Below are 18,113 nucleotides of genomic sequence, written 5' to 3'. Positions count from 1 at the left end.
GATCGGCGAGGCGCTGCGCGAGAGCGAGCGCCTGTTCCGCACCCTGTTCGAGTCGATCGACGAGGGCTTTTGCGTGATCGAGTTCCTGGACGGCCCGCACGGCCCGATGAGCGACTACGTGCACGTGATGGCCAATCCCGCCTATGCGGCCAACGCGGGCATCGAGAACGTGGTCGGCCAGCGCGTGCGCGACATGGTGCCGCTGGAAGCGGATGGCTGGGTCGAGATCTACCGCCGCGTGCTGCTCACCGGCGAGCCGGTGCGCTTCGAACGCACCCTGGAGCGCACCGGGCGCTACCTGGAACTGGCCGCGCTGCGCATCGAGCCGCCCGAGCGGCGCCAGGTCGCCGTGCTGTTCCAGGACGGCACCAAGCGCCACCGGGCCGAGCTGGCGCTGCGCGAGCTCAACGACACGCTCGAGCGGCGCGTCGCGGAAGGCGTCGAGGAACGGGTCCGGATCGAGGGCGCCCTGCGCCAGGCCCAGAAGATGGAAGCGGTGGGCCAGCTCACCGGCGGCATCGCACACGACTTCAACAACATGCTGGCGGTGGTGACGAGCGCACTCGAGCTGCTGGGCCGGCGCGTGCAGGACGGCCTCGCGCCGATGGATGCGCGCGCCCTGCAGTACGCCGAGATGGCCAAGGGCGGGGTGCGCCGCGCCGCCCAGCTGACCCAGCGCCTGCTCGCCTTCTCGCGACAGCAGGCCCTGCGGCCGGAAACCCTGTCGCTGAACCAGCTGGTCGCCAACATGTCGGAATTGCTGCAGCACGCGCTGGGCGGCAACGTGCGCCTGGAAACCGTGCTGGCCGGCGGCCTGTGGCGCGCCCACGTCGACGCCAACCAGCTGGAAAGCGCCATCCTCAACCTGGCGGTGAACGCGCGCGACGCGATGCCGGACGGCGGACGATTGAGCATCGAGACCGCCAACGCCCACCTCGACGAACGCTATGCCGCCGCGCACCCCGGGCTGGCGCCGGGGCAGTACGTGATGGTGGCGGTCAGCGACACCGGCTCGGGCATGTCGCAGGACGTGGTCGCCCGAGCTTTCGATCCCTTCTTCACGACCAAGGAAGTGGGGCGCGGGACCGGCCTGGGCCTGAGCCAGGTGTATGGCTTCGTGCAGCAGTCCGGCGGCCATGTGAAGATCTATTCGGAACAGGGGAAGGGCACGACCGTGAAGCTCTACCTGCCGCGCCACCACGAGGCCGCCCGGGCACTGCCGGTCGCCAAGGCCGGGGCCGGCGTGGTGTACGGCGACGCCAGCGACGTGATCCTGGTGGTGGAAGACGAAGCCGCGGTGCGCACGCTCTCGGTCGCCATGCTGGCCGAACTGGGTTACCGGGTGCTCGAGGCCGACGGCGCGGCCACGGCCCTGCGCCTGCTCGACAGCCATCCGGAGATTGCGCTGCTGTTCACCGACGTGGTCATGCCCGACATGAACGGCAGGGAACTGGCCGACCAGGCGCTGCGCAGGCGCCCGGACCTGCAGGTGCTGTTCACCACCGGCTACACGCGCAATGCGGTGGTGCACAAGGGCGTACTGGAACCCGGGGTGCAGCTGATCGGCAAGCCGTTTACGCTCGAGGATCTGGCGGCGCGGGTGCGGGCGCTGCTCGACCGGCGCGCTACCAGCTGAGCTTGCCTGTCAGCATCTGCCAGTACATGACCCAGTCGGCGCGAAACGACCACCAGGGCTGGGAGAACGAGGCCGGCCTGTTCTTCTCGTAGAAGAAGTGGCCGATCCAGGCCCCGCCATAGCCGCTGACCACGGCGAACAGCAGCCACCAGGCGTTCAGGCTGTCGATGTACTGGGCGATCGCGGCGATCGCCGACGAGGTGCCGATGAAGTGGGCGCGGCGGCAGCGCCGGTCGGCGTGCTGGGTCAAGTAGTAGGGATAGAACTCCGCGAAGCTGGCGAAACGGGCCGTCATGGGGTCTCCTGGATCCGTTGGAACGGGATCGATGCGGCGAAGCCCGCCAATGCATCGAGCACCGCGTCGGGCGCCTCGGCCATCATCTGGTGGCCGGCGTCCACGTTGACGATTTTGCCATGCTTGATCGCGCCGGTCAGCAGTTTCGTCGAACGGGGCGGCGTCATCACATCCTTTTTGCCGAATACGAACAGGGTAGGGCAGCGAAGCGCATCGGCCGCGGCCTCGCCGTTCGCGTAGCTGTTGCATGCGGCGAAGTCGGTGTAGAACAGCTGCTGCGGATTGCGCGCCGACATCCGCTGCATCAGGCGGCGCGCGCCGCCCATCACCGAAAAGCCCGGACCCGGGCAGGACGGCTTGTGCGCGATCGACGAGTGCGACCAGATGTTGACCATGTCGATGGCCGAGCCTTCATCAAGGCGGGCAGTCTCGAGCAGGGAGTCGGCCACCTTCATCGGGTAGGTGGTGCCGAGCAGGGCCAGGCCGGCCACCGTGCCCGGTGCGCGCCGGCTGGCTTCCAGCGCGACCAGCGAGCCCATGCTGTGCCCGGCCAGCAGTGCACGCTCGACCCCGGCTGCCGCCAGGACGGCCAGGAGCCAGTCGGCCATCGCTTCCACGCTGCCCAAGGCCGGGCCGCTGCTGCGGCCGTGGCCCGGCAGGTCGACCGCCAGCACCGCGTAGCCGTGGTGCGCCAGGTAGCGGCTCTGCAGCGCCCACACCGAATGGTCGTTCTGGGCGCCGTGGATCAGCACGATGCATGGGAGCGCCGGGTCGAAGGTTTTGCCGCCTGTGTAGACATAGGCGCTCTCGCCGTTGATGTGCAACTGCATCTCAGGCTCCCTTCTGGGCGAGTTTCAGCGCCCGCTTCAGGTCGTCGATCAGGTCGTCCGGGTCTTCCAGGCCGACCGACAGGCGCATCGTCCCTTCGGTGATGCCGGAGGCAGCGAGCTGGTCGGCCGGCACACGGAAGTGGGTGGTCGAGGCCGGGTGGATCACCAGGGATTTCGCGTCGCCCACGTTGGCCAGGTGCGAGAACACCTGCAGGCCGTCGGCAAAGCGGCGTCCGGCCGCACGGTCGCCCTTCAAGGTGAAGGTGAACACGGCGCCGCAGCCTTTCGGCAGCAGGCGCTTCGCGAGCGCGTGATCGGGGTGCGATTCCAGTTCCGGGTAGGACACCGATTCCACCGCCGGATGCGACAGCAGGAATTCCACCACGCGCCGCGTATTGGCGACGTGGCGATCCATGCGCAGGCCCAGGGTCTCGATGCCTTGCAGGATGGCGAAGGCGTTGTGCGGGCTCATGGCCGCGCCGAAGTCGCGCAGGCCTTCGCGCCGCGCGCGCAGGGCGAAGGGCGCGACCGTCGATTCTTCCGCGAACACCATGCCGTGGAAGCCCTCGTAGGGCTCGCACAGCTCGGGGAAACGCCCGCTGCGGCCATGGGCCGCGTCCCAGTCGAAGGTCCCGCCGTCGACCAGCAGGCCGCCGATGGCGGTGCCGTGGCCGCACAGGAACTTGGTGGCGGAATGGAACAGCAGGTCGGCGCCCAGCTCGAACGGACGCTCTAGATACGGCGTGGTGAAGGTCGCGTCCACCATCAGGGGCAGGTCGTGCTCGTGCGCGATGCCGGCCACTGCCGGGATGTCGAGCACGTCCAGGCCCGGGTTGCCGAGGGTCTCGCCGAACAGCACTTTGGTGTTGGGGCGGATCGCGGCGCGCCAGGCGTCGAGGTCGCGCGGGTCCACGAAGGTGGTGTCGATGCCGAAGCGGCGCAGGGTGTAATGCAGCAGGTTGTGCGAGCCGCCGTACAGGGCGGTCGAGGCCACGATGTGCGAACCCGCGCCGGCGATGGTCGCCAGACCCAGGTGCATCGCGGCCTGGCCGCTGGCGGTAGCGATGCCGGCCACGCCGCCTTCGAGGGCGGCGATGCGCTCTTCCAGCACCGCATTGGTCGGGTTCGAAATGCGCGAGTAGACGTGGCCGGCGCGCTCCATGTTGAACAGGGACGCCGCATGCTCCGAATCGCGGAACGCGAACGAGGACGTGAAATGGATCGGCGTGGCGCGCGCGCCGGTGGCCGGGTCCGGCGCACTGCCGGCATGCAGGGCCAGCGTATCGAAACCGGGATACTGGGGACCGCTCATCGTTCTAACTCTTCCAGGTAAGGAGATGGCGGGCATCCTAGCATTGATTTATGCTTGCGCAACATTGCTCTTCCCTAAATTGGTGCAGCGCTGGATTTTTTGGCGGGCATCGGCTACAGTCAAGTTATGAGTTATACAAATATTGCTGCAATTACAAACCAACCGGACGGGGTGGCTACCATGAAAGTCTCCGAGATCCTGCAGGTCAAAGGCGAAATCCTCTACACCGTCACTCCCGACATGCCGCTGGTGCAGGCGGCCGCGACGATGGCGGAAAAGGACATCGGCTCGCTGGTCGTCATGGAGTATGGCGACCTGGTCGGTATGCTGACCTTCCGCGAAGTGATCAAGGAACTGCATGCGCAGGGCGGGGCGCTCGGCAACGGCACCGTGCGCAAGGTGATGGACGACAGCCCGATCACCGTCACGCCGGATACCGAAGTCAACGAAGTGCGCCGCATCATGCTGGAAAAGCACGCGCGCTACCTGCCGGTGATGAATGCCCGCACCCTGCTGGGCGTGATCTCGTTCTACGACGTGGCCAAGGCGGTGCTGGAAGCGCAGAGCTTCGAGAACCGCATGCTCAAGGCCTACATTCGCGACTGGCCGGCCGAGCAGGCCACCGAGGATTGATTCCCGGGTTTGGCCGGCATCGCCGGCCAAACCATGCGGAGATCAAGCCGCCGCGGTCAAGGCCTGCTTGCCCAGCCACTCCTGCAGCGCTTCCGGCGACAGCGGCCGCGAGTACAGGAAGCCCTGCGCCAGCGGGCAGCCCAGCGTGCGCAGGATGTGCGCCTGGCGTTCGTCCTCGACCCCTTCCGCGATGACCGACAGGCCCAGGTTGCGGCCCAGCTGGATCACCATTTCCGCAATGCTGCTGCCGCGCGCCGAGCCCGTGATCTCGGTCACAAAAGTGCGGTCGATCTTCAAACGGTCGACCTGCAGGCGCTGCAGGTGCGACAGCGAGGAAAAGCCGGTGCCGAAATCGTCGATCGCGATCGACACGCCGGTGCGCTTGACCTGGGCCAGCTTTTCGACGAGCAGCGCCGGCTCTTCCATGGCCATCGATTCGGTGATTTCCAGCTCCACGAATTCGGGCGGCGCCTTCGTCACATCCAGCGCGCGGCGCAGCATGTCCACGAATTGCGGGTGGCGGAACTGCACCTGCGAGACGTTCACCGACATCGTGAAGTCCAGGTGCCCGCTGGCGCGCAGGCGCACCAGCTCGAGCAAGGCCTGGCGCAGAACCCACTCGCCGATGTCGACGATCAGGCCCGAGTACTCGGCGATCGGGATGAAGCGGTCCGGCCCCACCAGGCGCCCGTCCTCGGTGCGCCAGCGCAGCAGCGCCTCGGCGCCGAAGGGCCGGTTGCTGCCCAGGTCGACCTGCGGCTGGTAGGCCAGGAACAGTTCGCCGCGCTGGAAACCGCTGCGCAGCGCGTGCATCATGCGCACGCGTTCGCGGATCTCCACGCCCATGCTTCGAGAAAAGTAGAAGTGTCCGGCGCGCTGCTGCGACTTGGCGCGCTTGAGCGCGATGTCGGCATCCTTCAGCGCATCGGCGCCGCTGCCGTCGTGCTCGGCGAGCCGCACCAGGCCGAGCGTGGCGGAAACCTGCACGTCCTGGCCGTCGATGTGGAAGGGGACGCGGAACAGCGCCTGGATCGCACCCGGCTGCACCGCGCCGGCCTCGCCCAGCACACAGAAGATGTCGCCGCCGATCCGTGCGATCTCCAGGCGCGGGTCGAGCCGGGACTTCAGGCGCTTGCCGACCGCCACCAGCAGCAGGTCGCCGAAATGGTGGCCCAGCGCGTCGTTGGTCTCCGCGAAGTGGTCGAGGTCGACGAGGGCGAGCGTCGCCGTGCCGCGCTCGGGCCCGGCTAGCAGGGCGTCGATCAGCTCGACCAGGCGGGTGCGGTTCGGCAGGCCGGTGAGCTGGTCGCGGAACGCCGCCTGGTTCAGGTGCGTGACCAGTTCGACGTTATCGAGGCCGACCGCCACCACGCTGGCGAACACCTCGAGCAGGCGGCGCTCCAGGTCGCCGAGCTGGCGTTCGAAGGGAATGCAGGCGGCGAAATCGCGGCCGGCCTTGCCGGGGAAGTGGAGCGACAGCCAGCCGTCCGCCTCGAGGCCGCTGCGCGCGCCCAGGGTGCGGCCGGCCACCTCGGCAAGTACGGGGTAGCGCTGCGGGCTCAGTTCGCGGCCCTCGAGCCGCGCATGGTCGCCGGCCGCGGCCACCACGTGCAGGATGTCGGGGCGGCCCTGGCCGCTCTCGCGCACGCACAGCACGCCGTCGGGCGCCTGGCCGAGCAGGCCGGCGGCCTGGTGCAGCACGCTTTGGGCCACGTCAAGCACGCCGTGCAGGGACATCAGGGAGGCGCCGGCCGAGACGATCCGTTCCAGGCCCGCGCGGCTGGCGTCGAGTGCGCGCAGTTGCTGGTAGGAGCGCACCGCGGCCGCCACCGCCGTGTACAGCTTGGTGCGGGTGAGTTCGGACTTGGTACGGTAATCGTTGATGTCGTAGCCGCGGATGGCCTCGATTTCGGGGGCATAGCCCGGCTGGCCGGTGCGCAGGATGATGCGCACTTCGATCATGCCGAGCTCCTCGCGGATCTGGCGCACCAGCTGCAGGCCGGCGTCGGGACGCTCCATCACCACGTCGAGCAGGACGACGGCGATGTCGGGCTGCCGTTCGAGGATGGCGCGCGCCTCGCGCGCCGAATACGCGTGCAGGAACTCGAGCGGGCGGCCCTGCATTTCGACGTTCTTCAAGGCGAAGGTAGTGGTCGAGTGCACGTCGGCGTCGTCGTCCACGACCAGGATGCGCCAGGTGGCGTTCGCTAGCGCGGGCGTGGACAGGTCGGCCTCGTCGGCGAAGACCAGGTCGTCTCGGTCGCCGCTCGCTTGCGTCAAGGTGCCCATGGGCGGCATAGGGGCAGACATGCTACATCTCCAGTTGGCTGGTCTTTTTGATGTGCTCAGTATATATGCAATTGCCAATATGGAAGCCTTGGAAGGGCCCTACGCAGTAAATATGTATCCATAAGGCAACTATCTTCGCACCTAAGGAAGAGGACGGCGACACAAATCGGACTCCGGGGGGCTTCTGACTTGGCGCCGCCATGCTGGTAGAATGACAAACCCACCATTTTGAAAACAGACCCACCATGTCCGGCAACTCCTTCGGCAAGCTGTTCTCCGTAACCACTTTTGGCGAGTCGCACGGCCCGGCCATCGGCTGCGTCATCGACGGCTGCCCGCCCGGCATGGTGCTTTCCGAAGCCGACATCCAGCCTGAGCTCGACCGCCGCAAGCCCGGCACCTCGCGCCACGTGACCCAGCGCCAGGAAGCCGACCGGGTGCAGATCCTGTCGGGCGTGTACCAGGGCGTGACGACCGGCACGCCGATCGCCCTCCTGATTCCCAACGAAGACCAGCGCAGCAAGGACTACGGCAACATCACCGAGACTTTCCGTCCGGGCCATGCGGACTACACCTACTGGCACAAGTACGGCGTGCGCGACCCGCGCGGCGGCGGCCGCTCGTCGGCGCGCCTCACGGCGCCGATCGTCGGCGCCGGCGCGGTGGCCAGGAAATGGCTGCGCGAGCGGCACGGCACCGAATTCTTCGGCTGCATGACCCAGCTGGGCGACATCGCCGTGCCGTTCCAGTCGTTCGAACACGTGCATGCGAATCCCTTCTTCGCCGCGACCGCGGACGCCGATCTCCTGGCGCGCATGGAAGCGGCGATGGACGAGCTGCGCCGCGCCGGCGACTCGATCGGCGCGCGCATCGACGTGGTGGCGCGCGGCGTGCCGGTCGGCTGGGGCCAGCCGATCTACGACAAGCTCGACGCCGACATCGCCTACGCGATGATGGGGATTAACGCGGTCAAGGGCGTGGAGATCGGCGCCGGCTTCGCGTCGGTGGCGCAGAAGGGTTCGGAGCATGGCGACGAACTCACGCCCGCGGGTTTTGTGGGCAACAATGCGGGCGGGGTGCTGGGCGGAATCTCGACCGGCCAGGACATCACGGTCTCGATCGCGATCAAGCCGACCTCGTCGATCCGCACGCCGCGCCGCTCGATCGACAAGGACGGCAATCCGGTCATGGTCGAGACCTTCGGGCGCCACGACCCCTGTGTGGGCATCCGCGCGACGCCGATCGCCGAGGCCATGCTGGCGCTGGTGCTGATCGACCATGCGCTGATGCACCGGGCGCAGTGCGGGGATGTGAAAGTAGGAACGCCGAAACTCGGCTAAAAGCTGGTGACGGGCGCCGACGGCGTCCGCGGCGCGGCGCTTATACCCGCGTCGCCACCGCCTCGACCTGATGGCGCCGCTCCACCGTGCGCACCACCAGCCCGCGCAGGTCGTTCAGCAGCGAGAACTCGGTCTGGCTCAGCACCACCTGCGGGAAGCTGTCGTCCCATTCGCCGTAGATGAAGCCGGCCGGCTGCCCGTGGGCGCACAGCGGGATCACGACGAAGCAGCGCGCCTCGCTCAGCGTGCCTTTCCACCAGCCCGGCAGCTTGGCGGCGAACTTGGGGTCCTGGGCATTCTCGATGAAGATCACGCGGTCGCTTCCCAGCGCCGCATGGAACACGTTCGGCTCGTAGGCGTCGTCGAACACCAGGTTGGCTAGCTGTGCCTTGCTGCCTTCGCCCAGGCCGAGGCGGGCGCAATAGCGGCCCTCGCGGCGGTTGCGCAAGAAGGCGAACGAGCGGGTGAAGGACAGGCCCTTGTGGATGGTCTCCAGCGCCATCGACATCATCTGGCCCGGCGTCGCGCCGCTGCCTGCGTCGCGCATGTCGGCCACGCCGCTCATCAATACCTTGTTGCCGGCCATGCGCTTGCGGGTCGCGGCCACCAGCTTGGCGCGCTTCTCGGCCGGCTTGGCCAGCGGGGCGATGCTCAGGTCCGAGGCGGCGGTCGTGCGCGCCTTGTCGATCGCGCCCAGCAGCCCGGTCGCTTCCACGCCCAGCATCGGGGCGAAGCTCTCGGCCAGGGCCGCCACGCGGCTCGCCGCCGCGTCGTCGTCGTGCCACAGGGCCTCGGCGGCCTGGGTCGACATGGTGCCGAGCGCCGCCAGCCAGTCGTCATGGCCGAACTCCGCACCGCGCTCGCCCGGTTCGACGCGGCGCATGCCGGCGACGAGGTTGCGCGGCAGGCCCCAGTGCTCGGCGGTGGCGCGGCCGATCTCTTCCAGCGACAGGCCGAGCACGGATTCGGCCGCCAGCTCCTCGCGTCCGGCGCCGCCCGCTTCGCGCAGCTGGGTCCAGCGTTCCGGCATGTAGAAGGTGACCATCATGCGGCCCAGCGAATGCAGGATCGAGCACACCACCGCTTCCTCGGGGTCGCGCGAGACCGCGCTGGCCGCCACCTGCTGGGCCACCATGCCGGCCAGCACCGCCTTTTCCATCTCGATGTGGGCGGTCTCGGTGTCCGGCGTCGACTTGGCCAGCTCCTCGATCAGTTTCAGGCCCAGCGCCAGGTGGCCGATGGCCTCGGTGCCGAGCACCAGCACGGCTTTCGAGACCGTGTTGATGCGCTGGCCGAAGGCCGAGTACATGCCGCTGTTGGCCAGGCGCAGCACCTTCTGGGTCAGGACCGGGTCCGACAGCACCGTCTGGCTCATCGAGAACTCGCGCTCGTCCTCGCCGCGCATGGAGGCGAGGATGGCGTTGATGGCCTTGGTGAAGCCCGGCATGTCGCCCTGCCTGCGGATGCGTTCCCACAGCAGGGACAGGGTGGCTTCGGCCCGGGGCGAGCGCGGGGTGTCGGAAAGAAGGGTCATGGCTGGATCGCCCGGAAGTCGTGCGGCAGTAATTCGGTGTAAAGATTTTCCTTCAGCGCGGTCAGGGCCACGTGGGCCGGCATCGGCTTGCCGGTCAGGTAGCCCTGCACGTACTGGCAGCCCAGGCCGTCCAGCCAGGCCAGCTGCGCTTCGGTCTCGACCCCTTCGGCCACCACCGACAGGTCGAGGTGCTTGGCCAGGTCGAGCACCGCGTTGCAGATCGCGGCGTCCTTCTCGGCGCCCGGCAGGTCCTTCACGAAGGCGCGGTCGACCTTCAGCACCGAGATCGGGAAGCGCTTCAGGTAGGCCAGGCTCGAATAGCCGGTGCCGAAGTCGTCGATGGCGATGCGGGCGCCGCGTTCGGCCATCTTGACCAGCACCGATTCGGCGTGGACCGGGTCGACCATCAGCGTGCCTTCGGTGATCTCGAGCACCAGCTTGCTGCCCGGCGTGCCGGACAGGGCCAGCGCATCGTCCAGCACGGTGAGGAACTTGTCGCTCCTGAACTGCCGCGGGCTGATATTCACCGAGATGTAGAGCTCGCGGCCGGCCGCTTCCTCGAACTGGCGGATCTGCATGCAGGCCGCCTTCAGCGCCCAGGCGCCGAGCAGGTTGATCAGGCCGTTGGTCTCGGCGATCGGGATGAAGCGACCCGGGGGCACCATGCCGAGGGTCGGGTGCTTCCAGCGCATCAGGGTCTCGAAGCCTTCGATGGTGCGGTTGCGGGTATCGACGATCGGCTGGTAGTAGAGCTGGAACTCGCCCTCGCGCACCGCGTTGAACATGGCGGCCTCGAGCGAGATGTCGTGCTCGGGCGGGCCCTGGTCGCGCGGGCTGTAGGTGACGGCGCGCGCCTTGCCGGTCTCCTTGGCGCGCGACATGGCGGTGTCGGCCAGGGTCACGAGCTGCACCTCGTCTTCGGCGTGCTCCGGATACACCGAGACGCCGATCGAGCCGGCCAGGTAGATGGTGTGGCCGTCGATCTCGAAGGGCGACTGCAGCGCTGCCATCAGGCGCCCCGTGACCAGCTTGATCTGCGCCTCGTTGCTCGACCCCGGCAGCACCGCGACGAATTCGTCGCCGCCGACCCGCGCCAGGGTGTCGCTGTCGCGCAGCGTGCGGCGCAGGCGTCCGGCGGCCATGCGCAGCACCGCGTCGCCGACCGCGTGCCCAAGGCCGTCGTTGACCTTCTTGAAGCCGTCCAGGCCGATGGTGGCGACCGCGAAGCCCTGGCCGGAGCGGCGCGCATTGGCGATCACCATGCGGATACGGTCCGACAGCAGCACCCGGTTCGGCAGCTCGGTGAGCGAATCGTGGGTCGCCATGTGGCGCAGGCGTTCTTCGGTGGCGTGCTGGGCCGACATGTCGCGGCCGACCACGAGCAGCGGGGCATCGTCGCCGGAGGTGATCAATGCGATGCGCAGTTCGAACCAGATGTCGCGCTCGTTGCAGCGAAAGCGCGCCTCGACCAGCGCCGGATCGCCGCTGGCGGCGGCATGGGCGAGGGCATTCTTCAGCGCCTGCTGGTCGACGTCATGGACCAGCGAGACCAGGGGCCGGCCGCCCGTTTCCACGCCGGTCAGGGTCAGCGCCCGGCGACTGGCGGCGCGCACCTGGCCGCCGAGGGTCACGCGCAGCACGATGTCGCCGGCCGCTTCGAGCAGGCTGTCAAGCAGCGACGGCGGCTGCTTGCGCGGCTCGAATTTTGCGGCGGTGGAACTGGTGTGCATTCTTGAATGTCTGCCTTGTTGTTGCTCGCACGCTGACCTGCCACGTGTAATCATGCAAGTCTACCAAACCCAGTGTGACTGTAGCATCGAAAGATTCCGAAAGGCATTAAAAATCACAAGTGCCGGTCTGGTTTTGTTCGTGCTTGCGCTGCCGCAGCGGCTTGCCTTCGCAAGCCCTTTACGTTAGCGTTATTGCTGTTGAAGCAGGTTATACATACTACTATTTTCGCCGATTATTGCTCTGCAGCAAATTACTCGATGATTATTGCTTGTGAGTTGATGCTGAGTTGCAACACTTGGTCGCGGCCCAGTTCTCTTAACGGAAGAAAGAGCGAAAAAATGAAGCCCTTCGACCGTTCCTTCGATACCCATGAGGTGCTGAACCAGGCCACACCCTTCGCGGACGTCAACCTGTTTCGCTGCGACCCGGCCCTGCGCGAGGCGGTCGAACGCGAGGGAGCGGGCTGGGCCGGCGCGGCGCTGGACAGCCTGGGGGCCGAGCTCGGCCGCGCCGAGATCCTCGACCTGGCGCGCCTGGCCAATGCCCACGGGCCGCGCCTGGTGAGCCATGACCGCATGGGCAACCGGATCGACGAAATCGAGTTCCATCCGGCCTGGCATCGCTTGATGTCGCTGCTGATCGGGGCCGGCGCCCATTCCGCACCCTGGCTCGACCCGCGCCCGGGCGCCCAAGTGGCGCGCGCCGCCCAGTATCTGCTGTTCGGTCAGGTGGAGAACGGCGCCCAGTGCCCGGTGACGATGACCTTCGCCTCGGTGCCGGCGCTGCGCCGCGTGCCGGCCCTGGCGGCCACCTGGCTGCCGAAGATCCTGTCGAACGACTACGACCCGCGCTCGCTGCCGGTCGCGCACAAGCGCGGCGCGCTGGTGGGCATGGGCATGACCGAGAAGCAGGGCGGCAGCGACGTGCGCGCCAACACCACGCGTGCCGAGCCGATCCTGCCGGGCGAGGCGAGCGCGCGCTTCGGCGCCGAAGGCGAGGGCGCCTGGCGCATCGTCGGCCACAAATGGTTCTTCTCGGTGCCGCAGTCCGACGCCCACCTGATCCTGGCGCAGACCGATGAGGCGGGAAGCGCGGCCGGAATGCCGGACCACCTGAGCTGCTTCTTCGTGCCGCGCTACCTGCCGGACGGTAGCCGCAACCCGATCCGCGTGCAGCGCCTGAAGGACAAGCTGGGCAACCGTTCGAACGCTTCCTCGGAAGTGGAATTCCAGGGCGCGGTCGGGTGGATGGTCGGCGCGCCGGGGCGCGGCATCCCCACCATCCTCGAGATGGGCGGCTATACCCGGCTCGATTGCGTGCTCGGCAGCGCCGGCATCATGCGCGCGGCGCTGTGCCATGCGCTGCACCACGCGCGCGGGCGCAGGGTCTTCGGGCGCGTCCTCAGCGAGCAGCCCCTGATGCAGAACGTGCTGGCCGACCTGGCGCTCGAATCCGAAGCCGCCACCGCCTTTGCCCTGCGCCTGGCGCGCTGCTTCGACCAGGCCGACGATCCGGCGCAAGCCCTGCTCGGGCGCATCCTGACCCCGGCCGGCAAGTACTGGATCTGCAAGCGCGGCCCGGCTTTCGGCGCCGAGGCGATGGAGGTCATGGGCGGCAACGGCTACGTCGAGGACGGTCCCCTGGCGCGCATTTACCGCGAACTTCCGGTCAACTCGATCTGGGAAGGCTCGGGCAACGTGATGTGCCTCGACGTGCTGCGCGCGCTCGGCAAGTCGCTGCCGGAGGCGCGCGCGGCGCTGGCCGCCGAGCTGGAGCCGGCGCAGGGCCTGGACGGGCGCTTCGATGCCTATGCCGCCCGCCTGCTCGACGAGCTGCCGGCCCAGGCCGCGATCGAATCCGGCGCGCGGCGCCTGGCCGAGCGGCTGGTGCTGGCGGTGCAGGGCGCGCTGCTGCTGCGCTATGCGCCGGGCTACGTGGCGGATGCCTTCGTGGCCTCGCGCATCGCTTCCGAGCCGGGCGGCGCCTTCGGGCGGCTGCCGGCATCCAGCGACTACGGCGCGATCCTGGCGCGGGCGCTGGCGACGGGGTAAACAGGGCGAGAAAACGCAGCGCCGTACGGTTTCTTGTCGAAATGTGCAGAAAAAAGGGACAAACAGGCGCGTGGCTGGGATAATGCCGGTCCAAGAGCCTCACCCCAACACGTTCGATATCGACCATGAAACAAGATCCGCGCTTTCCCAACCTCTTCATCCTGAACCACCCGCTCATCCAGCACAAGCTGTCGCACATGCGCGAGCACGATACGTCCACGCGCACCTTCCGCGAACTGCTGCGCGAGCTCACGCTCTTGATGGGGTACGAGATCACGCGCGACCTGCCGCTGACCACCCGTACCGTGCAGACCCCGCTGGTGACGATCGAGGCGCCGGTCATCGCCGGCAAGAAGCTGGCGATCGTGCCGATCCTGCGCGCCGGCATCGGCATGAGCGACGGCCTGCTGGAACTGGTGCCCTCGGCGCGCGTCGGCCACATCGGCGTGTTCCGCGATCCGGACACCCACGAGCCGGTCGAGTACCTGGTGCGCCTGCCGGACACCAACGAGCGTACCTTCATCCTGTGCGACCCTATGATCGCGACCGGCAATTCGGCGGTCCATGCCGTCGATGTGCTCAAGAAGCGCGGCGTGCCGAGCGAGCAGATCCTGTTCCTGGCCCTGGTGGCCGCACCGGAAGGGATCGAGGTGTTCCAGAAGTCGCACCCGGACGTGAAGGTCTACGTCGCCTCGCTCGATTCGCACCTGAACGAGGACGCCTACATCGTGCCGGGCCTGGGCGATGCCGGCGACCGTATCTTCGGCACCAAGTAAGCACGGCACCGGGAGGAGAGCGGGCATGCACGCGGCGGACCAGCAGTTCTTCTCGCGCCTGGCGACGGCGAACGCCGGCTTTGCCAGCCGGCTGCCCGCAACCCTCGAGCGCATCCGGCTGCTGGGCGCCGGGCTCGATCCCGCGCAACCGGCGGCGGCGGCCGCCGAACTGCAGGCCATGCTGCATACCATGGCCGGCTCCGCCGTCACCTTCGGCTACCGCGGCCTCGGCCAGCATGCGCGCCTGCTGGAGCAGCGCCTGCGCGTGCTGACCGCCTTCGAAGCCGTCGCCGCCAGCGACTGGGCCGCCTGGGTCGGCGAACTGCTGCAGTTCGTGGACGCGGCGCGGCGCGACCCGCGCGGCCTGGCCTGATCCCTTCGCGCCCTGCGCGCTCGCGCCGGCGCTAGCCGGTTTGCAGCTTCGTCGCAATGCCTAATCGCAATGAATCATCGCAGAATCGTTTGATGCCGCGCAAATTTGCGGCCACTCGATGGCCTATATTTTCCCTACTGCCGAATCAAAAACAGGCCCATAAAAGTTGAAAATGAGAATTTTTATGGGAATTGTTGCGGATATCCGCTTTTTTACAGCGCAAAATGGGTGTTCCGCCGTTTTTATTCGGTATAATGCGGGATCGTTGGGTTGTAGGTAGTAGTGCAGTCTGTCTGTCATTCCTTTCTTGCTTCTTCAAACGATCTTAAACGGGCGCAAGCCCAACTTAACTGAAATAGGAAATTGTAATGGCAACTGGCATCGTTAAATGGTTCAATGATTCGAAGGGTTTCGGCTTCATCACCCCTGATGAAGGCGGCGAAGATCTGTTCGCACACTTCTCGGCAATCCAGAGCACCGGCTTCAAATCGCTGCAAGAGAACCAGCGCGTTTCGTTCGACGTGACCACTGGCCCGAAGGGCAAGCAGGCCGCGAACATCCAGCCGCTGTAATCGCTCTCCAGCGATAGCAAAGAATCCCCGGATCACCGGGGATTTTTTTTGCCTGTTCAGCTCAGGGCGCTACCCGTAGCGCATGATTGGCCCTCATATCCGCCAATACTCCGGCTGAGAATAGCTGCGACGCAAGAAGTCGACGAAAGCACGTATACGTAAAGGCAAGTGCTGCCGCTGAGCAAATACCGCATAAATGTCATTGCCCGGTGCGGCGAATTCGTCCAGCACGGTGCACAGTTCGCCCGCCGCGATCTGCGCGCCCACTTCCCACATCGAACGCCAGGCCAGTCCCTTGCCCGCCAGGGCCCAGGCGTGCAGGACCGCGCCGTCGTTGCACTCCATGTTGCCGCCCACCTTGAGGGTGACCGGCTTTCCCTTGTCGAGGAAGGTCCAGCCGCGCTGGCTGCCTTCGCTGCTGATCGCCAGGCAGTTGTGTTTCGCCAGGTCGGCCAGCACCCGCGGGCGCCCGTGGCGCTTCAGGTAGGCGGGGGCACCAACCACCACGCGGTGGTTGTCGGCCAGCTTGGTGCCGACCAGGTTCGAGTCGGTCAGGCTGGCAATGCGGATCGCCACGTCGACGCCTTCGCCAACCACGTCGACCAGGCGGTCGGTGAGGTTGAGGTTGACGGTCAGCTCGCGGTGCTCGGCCAGGAAGGAGGGCAGCAGGGTCGCCACGTGCTGGCGCCCGAACCCGGCCGGCGCCGACACCAGCAAATGCCCGGTGGCGCGGGCGCTGCGTTCGGCGGCGGCGGATTCGGCTTCCTCGAGTTCGACGAGGATGCGTTGGCAGTCCTCCAGGAAGGCCGCGCCCTCGTCGGTGAGCGCCAGGCGGCGCGTGGTGCGCTGCAGGAGCTTGACGCCGAGGCGCGCCTCGAGCGCATCGAGGCGCCGCCCGATCATGGCCGGCGCGATGCCTTCGGCGCGCGCCGCCGCCGACAGGCTGCCGCGGGCGACCACTTCCACGAAGGTGGAGATCTGCCTGAACTTGTCCATCTTCCTCCCGATTTGATACAAAAACGCACAGATGTAGTGAGAAAATGTATCGTTTAGCTATCTGTAAGTGAATATACTTGATGCTATGACAAACGCCAAGACGCCCTGCATGGGGTGCAGGCGCGCACCCGTTTCCCACTTACAGGAGTTGAGCAATGACGATCGCCACCCCCGCCGGCATGCAGATTACCGCCGAGATCAAGCCTGGTTACGAACAGATCCTGACGATTGAGGCCCTCGAGCTGGTCGCGACGCTCTCGCGCGCCTTCGAGCCGCGCCGCCAGCAGTTGCTGGCCGCGCGCGCCGAACGCGCCCGCCGCCTCGACGCGGGCGAACGTCCCGACTTCCTGCCCGACACCGCGCACATCCGCGAAGGCGACTGGAAGATCGCGCCGATCCCGCCGGCCCTCGCATGCCGCCGCGTGGAGATCACCGGCCCGGTCGAGCGCAAGATGGTCATCAACGCGCTCAATTCCGGCGCGGACAGCTACATGACCGACTTCGAGGATTCGAACACGCCGAACTGGGACAACCAGATCACCGGGCAGCTGAACATGCGCGACGCCGTGCGCCGCACCATCTCGCTCGAGCAGAACGGCAAGACCTACCAGCTCAACGACAAGGTGGCCACCCTGGTGGTGCGCCCGCGCGGCTGGCACCTGGACGAGAAGCACGTGCTGGTCGACGGCAAGCGGGTCTCGGGCGGCATCTTCGACTTTGCCCTGTTCATGTTCCATAACGCGAAGGAACAGCTGGCGCGCGGCGCCGGCCCGTACTTCTACCTGCCGAAGATGGAATCGCACCATGAGGCACGGCTGTGGAACGACATCTTCATCATGACCCAGGAAGCGCTCGGCCTGCCACGCGGCACCATCAAGGCGACCGTGCTGATCGAGACCATCCTGGCGGCCTTCGAGATGGACGAGATCCTGTACGAGCTGCGCGAGCACAGCGCCGGCCTGAACGCCGGCCGCTGGGACTACATCTTCTCGTGCATCAAGAAGTTCAAGCTGGACAAGGACTTCTGCCTGGCCGACCGCGCCAAGGTGACGATGACGGCCCCCTTCATGCGCGCCTATGCGCTGCTGCTCCTGAAGACTTGCCACAAGCGCGGTGCGCCGGCGATCGGCGGCATGTCGGCGCTGATCCCGATCAAGAACGACCCGGCGAAGAACGAGGTCGCCATGGGCGGCGTGCGCAGCGACAAGGCGCGCGATGCGACCGACGGCTACGACGGCGGCTGGGTGGCCCACCCGGGCCTGGTGGACCTGGCGATGACCGAGTTCGTGAAGGTGCTGGGCGACAAGCCCAACCAGATCGAGAAGCAGCGTCCCGACGTCAAGGTGACGGCGGCCGAACTGCTCGACTTCAAACCGGAAACGCCGATCACGGAAGAGGGCCTGCGCTACAACATCAACGTCGGCATCCACTATCTCGGCGCCTGGCTGGCCGGCAACGGCTGCGTGCCGATCCATAACCTGATGGAAGACGCCGCGACGGCCGAGATCAGCCGCTCGCAGGTGTGGCAGTGGATCCGGACGCCCAAGGGTGTGCTCGAGGATGGCCGCAAGGTGACCGCCGAGATGGTGCGCGCGATGATTCCGGAAGAGCTGGCCAAGGTGAAGGCGGTGGCGCCGAACGGCGACAACCCGAGCTATGCGCGCGCGGCCGAGATCTTCGAGCAGATGTCGACCTCGGACACGTTTGCCGAGTTCCTGACCCTGCCGCTGTACGAAGAAATCTGA

Annotated in this window: 15 protein-coding genes; 8 read left to right on the top strand and 7 right to left on the bottom strand. The window is 67.1% G+C overall.

Going from position 1 to position 18,113, the window contains the following annotated elements; translation table 11 throughout:
• A partial coding sequence (locus tag B2R83_RS09120; protein ID WP_292040315.1) for an ATP-binding protein occupies positions 1-1,636 on the top strand: 1,636 nt, incomplete at its 5' end.
• Here the strand turns inward: B2R83_RS09120 and B2R83_RS09115 are convergent.
• From B2R83_RS09115 to B2R83_RS09105, 3 genes are read right to left on the bottom strand one after another with little or no spacing between them, the layout of a single operon-like run.
• Positions 1,626-1,931, bottom strand: a complete 306-nt coding sequence (locus B2R83_RS09115) for a DUF962 domain-containing protein (RefSeq protein WP_292040313.1) — start codon at positions 1,929-1,931, stop codon at positions 1,626-1,628. The genes B2R83_RS09120 and B2R83_RS09115 overlap by 11 nt on opposite strands.
• A complete protein-coding gene (locus tag B2R83_RS09110) occupies positions 1,928-2,761 on the bottom strand; it encodes an alpha/beta fold hydrolase (RefSeq protein WP_292040311.1) in 834 nt (277 codons plus the stop codon). The genes B2R83_RS09115 and B2R83_RS09110 overlap by 4 nt, the downstream gene beginning before the upstream one ends.
• 1 nt (position 2,762) lies before the next feature.
• The gene (locus B2R83_RS09105; RefSeq protein WP_292040310.1) at positions 2,763-4,073 is read right to left on the bottom strand and encodes an O-acetylhomoserine aminocarboxypropyltransferase; all 1,311 of its coding nucleotides are present in this window, start codon (positions 4,071-4,073) and stop codon (positions 2,763-2,765) included.
• Between the two features lie 180 nt (positions 4,074-4,253).
• On the opposite strand from B2R83_RS09105, the gene B2R83_RS09100 reads away from it, so the two are divergent.
• A complete protein-coding gene (locus tag B2R83_RS09100; protein ID WP_027867541.1) occupies positions 4,254-4,706 on the top strand; it encodes a CBS domain-containing protein in 453 nt (150 codons plus the stop codon).
• Positions 4,707-4,748: 42 nt separating this feature from the next.
• Here the strand turns inward: B2R83_RS09100 and B2R83_RS09095 are convergent, their stop codons facing one another.
• Positions 4,749-7,016, bottom strand: coding sequence for a GGDEF/EAL domain-containing response regulator (locus tag B2R83_RS09095; protein WP_292040308.1), 2,268 nt, complete (start codon positions 7,014-7,016; stop codon positions 4,749-4,751).
• Positions 7,017-7,240: 224 nt separating this feature from the next.
• Here B2R83_RS09095 and aroC point away from each other — a divergent pair, with 224 nt between their 5' ends.
• The gene (aroC, locus tag B2R83_RS09090; protein ID WP_292040306.1) at positions 7,241-8,335 is read left to right on the top strand and encodes a chorismate synthase; all 1,095 of its coding nucleotides are present in this window, start codon (positions 7,241-7,243) and stop codon (positions 8,333-8,335) included.
• 40 nt (positions 8,336-8,375) lie between these two features.
• Here the strand turns inward: aroC and B2R83_RS09085 are convergent, their stop codons facing one another.
• Together B2R83_RS09085 and B2R83_RS09080 are read right to left on the bottom strand one after the other, a co-directional pair.
• Positions 8,376-9,869, bottom strand: a complete 1,494-nt coding sequence (locus B2R83_RS09085; protein ID WP_292040304.1) for an HDOD domain-containing protein — start codon at positions 9,867-9,869, stop codon at positions 8,376-8,378.
• Entirely contained in the window at positions 9,866-11,599 is a 1,734-nt protein-coding gene (locus B2R83_RS09080; protein ID WP_292040302.1) for a putative bifunctional diguanylate cyclase/phosphodiesterase, read from the bottom strand. The genes B2R83_RS09085 and B2R83_RS09080 overlap by 4 nt, the downstream gene beginning before the upstream one ends.
• A gap of 339 nt (positions 11,600-11,938) precedes the next feature.
• Here B2R83_RS09080 and B2R83_RS09075 point away from each other — a divergent pair, with 339 nt between their 5' ends.
• The 4 genes from B2R83_RS09075 (at position 11,939) to B2R83_RS09060 (ending at position 15,372) form a co-directional block, all read left to right on the top strand.
• Positions 11,939-13,651: an isovaleryl-CoA dehydrogenase gene (locus tag B2R83_RS09075; protein ID WP_292040298.1), complete on the top strand. Its 1,713-nt coding sequence runs from the start codon at positions 11,939-11,941 to the stop codon at positions 13,649-13,651.
• 125 nt (positions 13,652-13,776) lie between these two features.
• Positions 13,777-14,427 (top strand): uracil phosphoribosyltransferase, encoded by a 651-nt coding sequence (gene upp / locus B2R83_RS09070; protein WP_027867535.1) that lies wholly within the window; start codon positions 13,777-13,779, stop codon positions 14,425-14,427.
• Positions 14,428-14,452: 25 nt separating this feature from the next.
• Complete coding sequence (locus B2R83_RS09065; RefSeq protein ID WP_209586775.1) at positions 14,453-14,800, top strand: Hpt domain-containing protein; 348 nt, start codon at positions 14,453-14,455, stop codon at positions 14,798-14,800.
• Positions 14,801-15,168: 368 nt separating this feature from the next.
• A complete protein-coding gene (locus tag B2R83_RS09060; RefSeq protein WP_036215636.1) occupies positions 15,169-15,372 on the top strand; it encodes a cold-shock protein in 204 nt (67 codons plus the stop codon).
• Positions 15,373-15,465: 93 nt separating this feature from the next.
• Here the strand turns inward: B2R83_RS09060 and B2R83_RS09055 are convergent, their stop codons facing one another.
• Positions 15,466-16,368, bottom strand: a complete 903-nt coding sequence (locus B2R83_RS09055) for a LysR family transcriptional regulator (RefSeq protein WP_036215639.1) — start codon at positions 16,366-16,368, stop codon at positions 15,466-15,468.
• A gap of 155 nt (positions 16,369-16,523) precedes the next feature.
• Here B2R83_RS09055 and aceB point away from each other — a divergent pair, with 155 nt between their 5' ends.
• Entirely contained in the window at positions 16,524-18,113 is a 1,590-nt protein-coding gene (gene aceB, locus B2R83_RS09050; RefSeq protein ID WP_292040290.1) for a malate synthase A, read from the top strand.

The organism is Massilia sp. UBA6681 (assembly GCF_002454935.1).
Taxonomy (GTDB): domain Bacteria; phylum Pseudomonadota; class Gammaproteobacteria; order Burkholderiales; family Burkholderiaceae_D; genus Telluria; species Telluria varians.
This window is presented reverse-complemented; position numbering and strand designations above follow the sequence as displayed.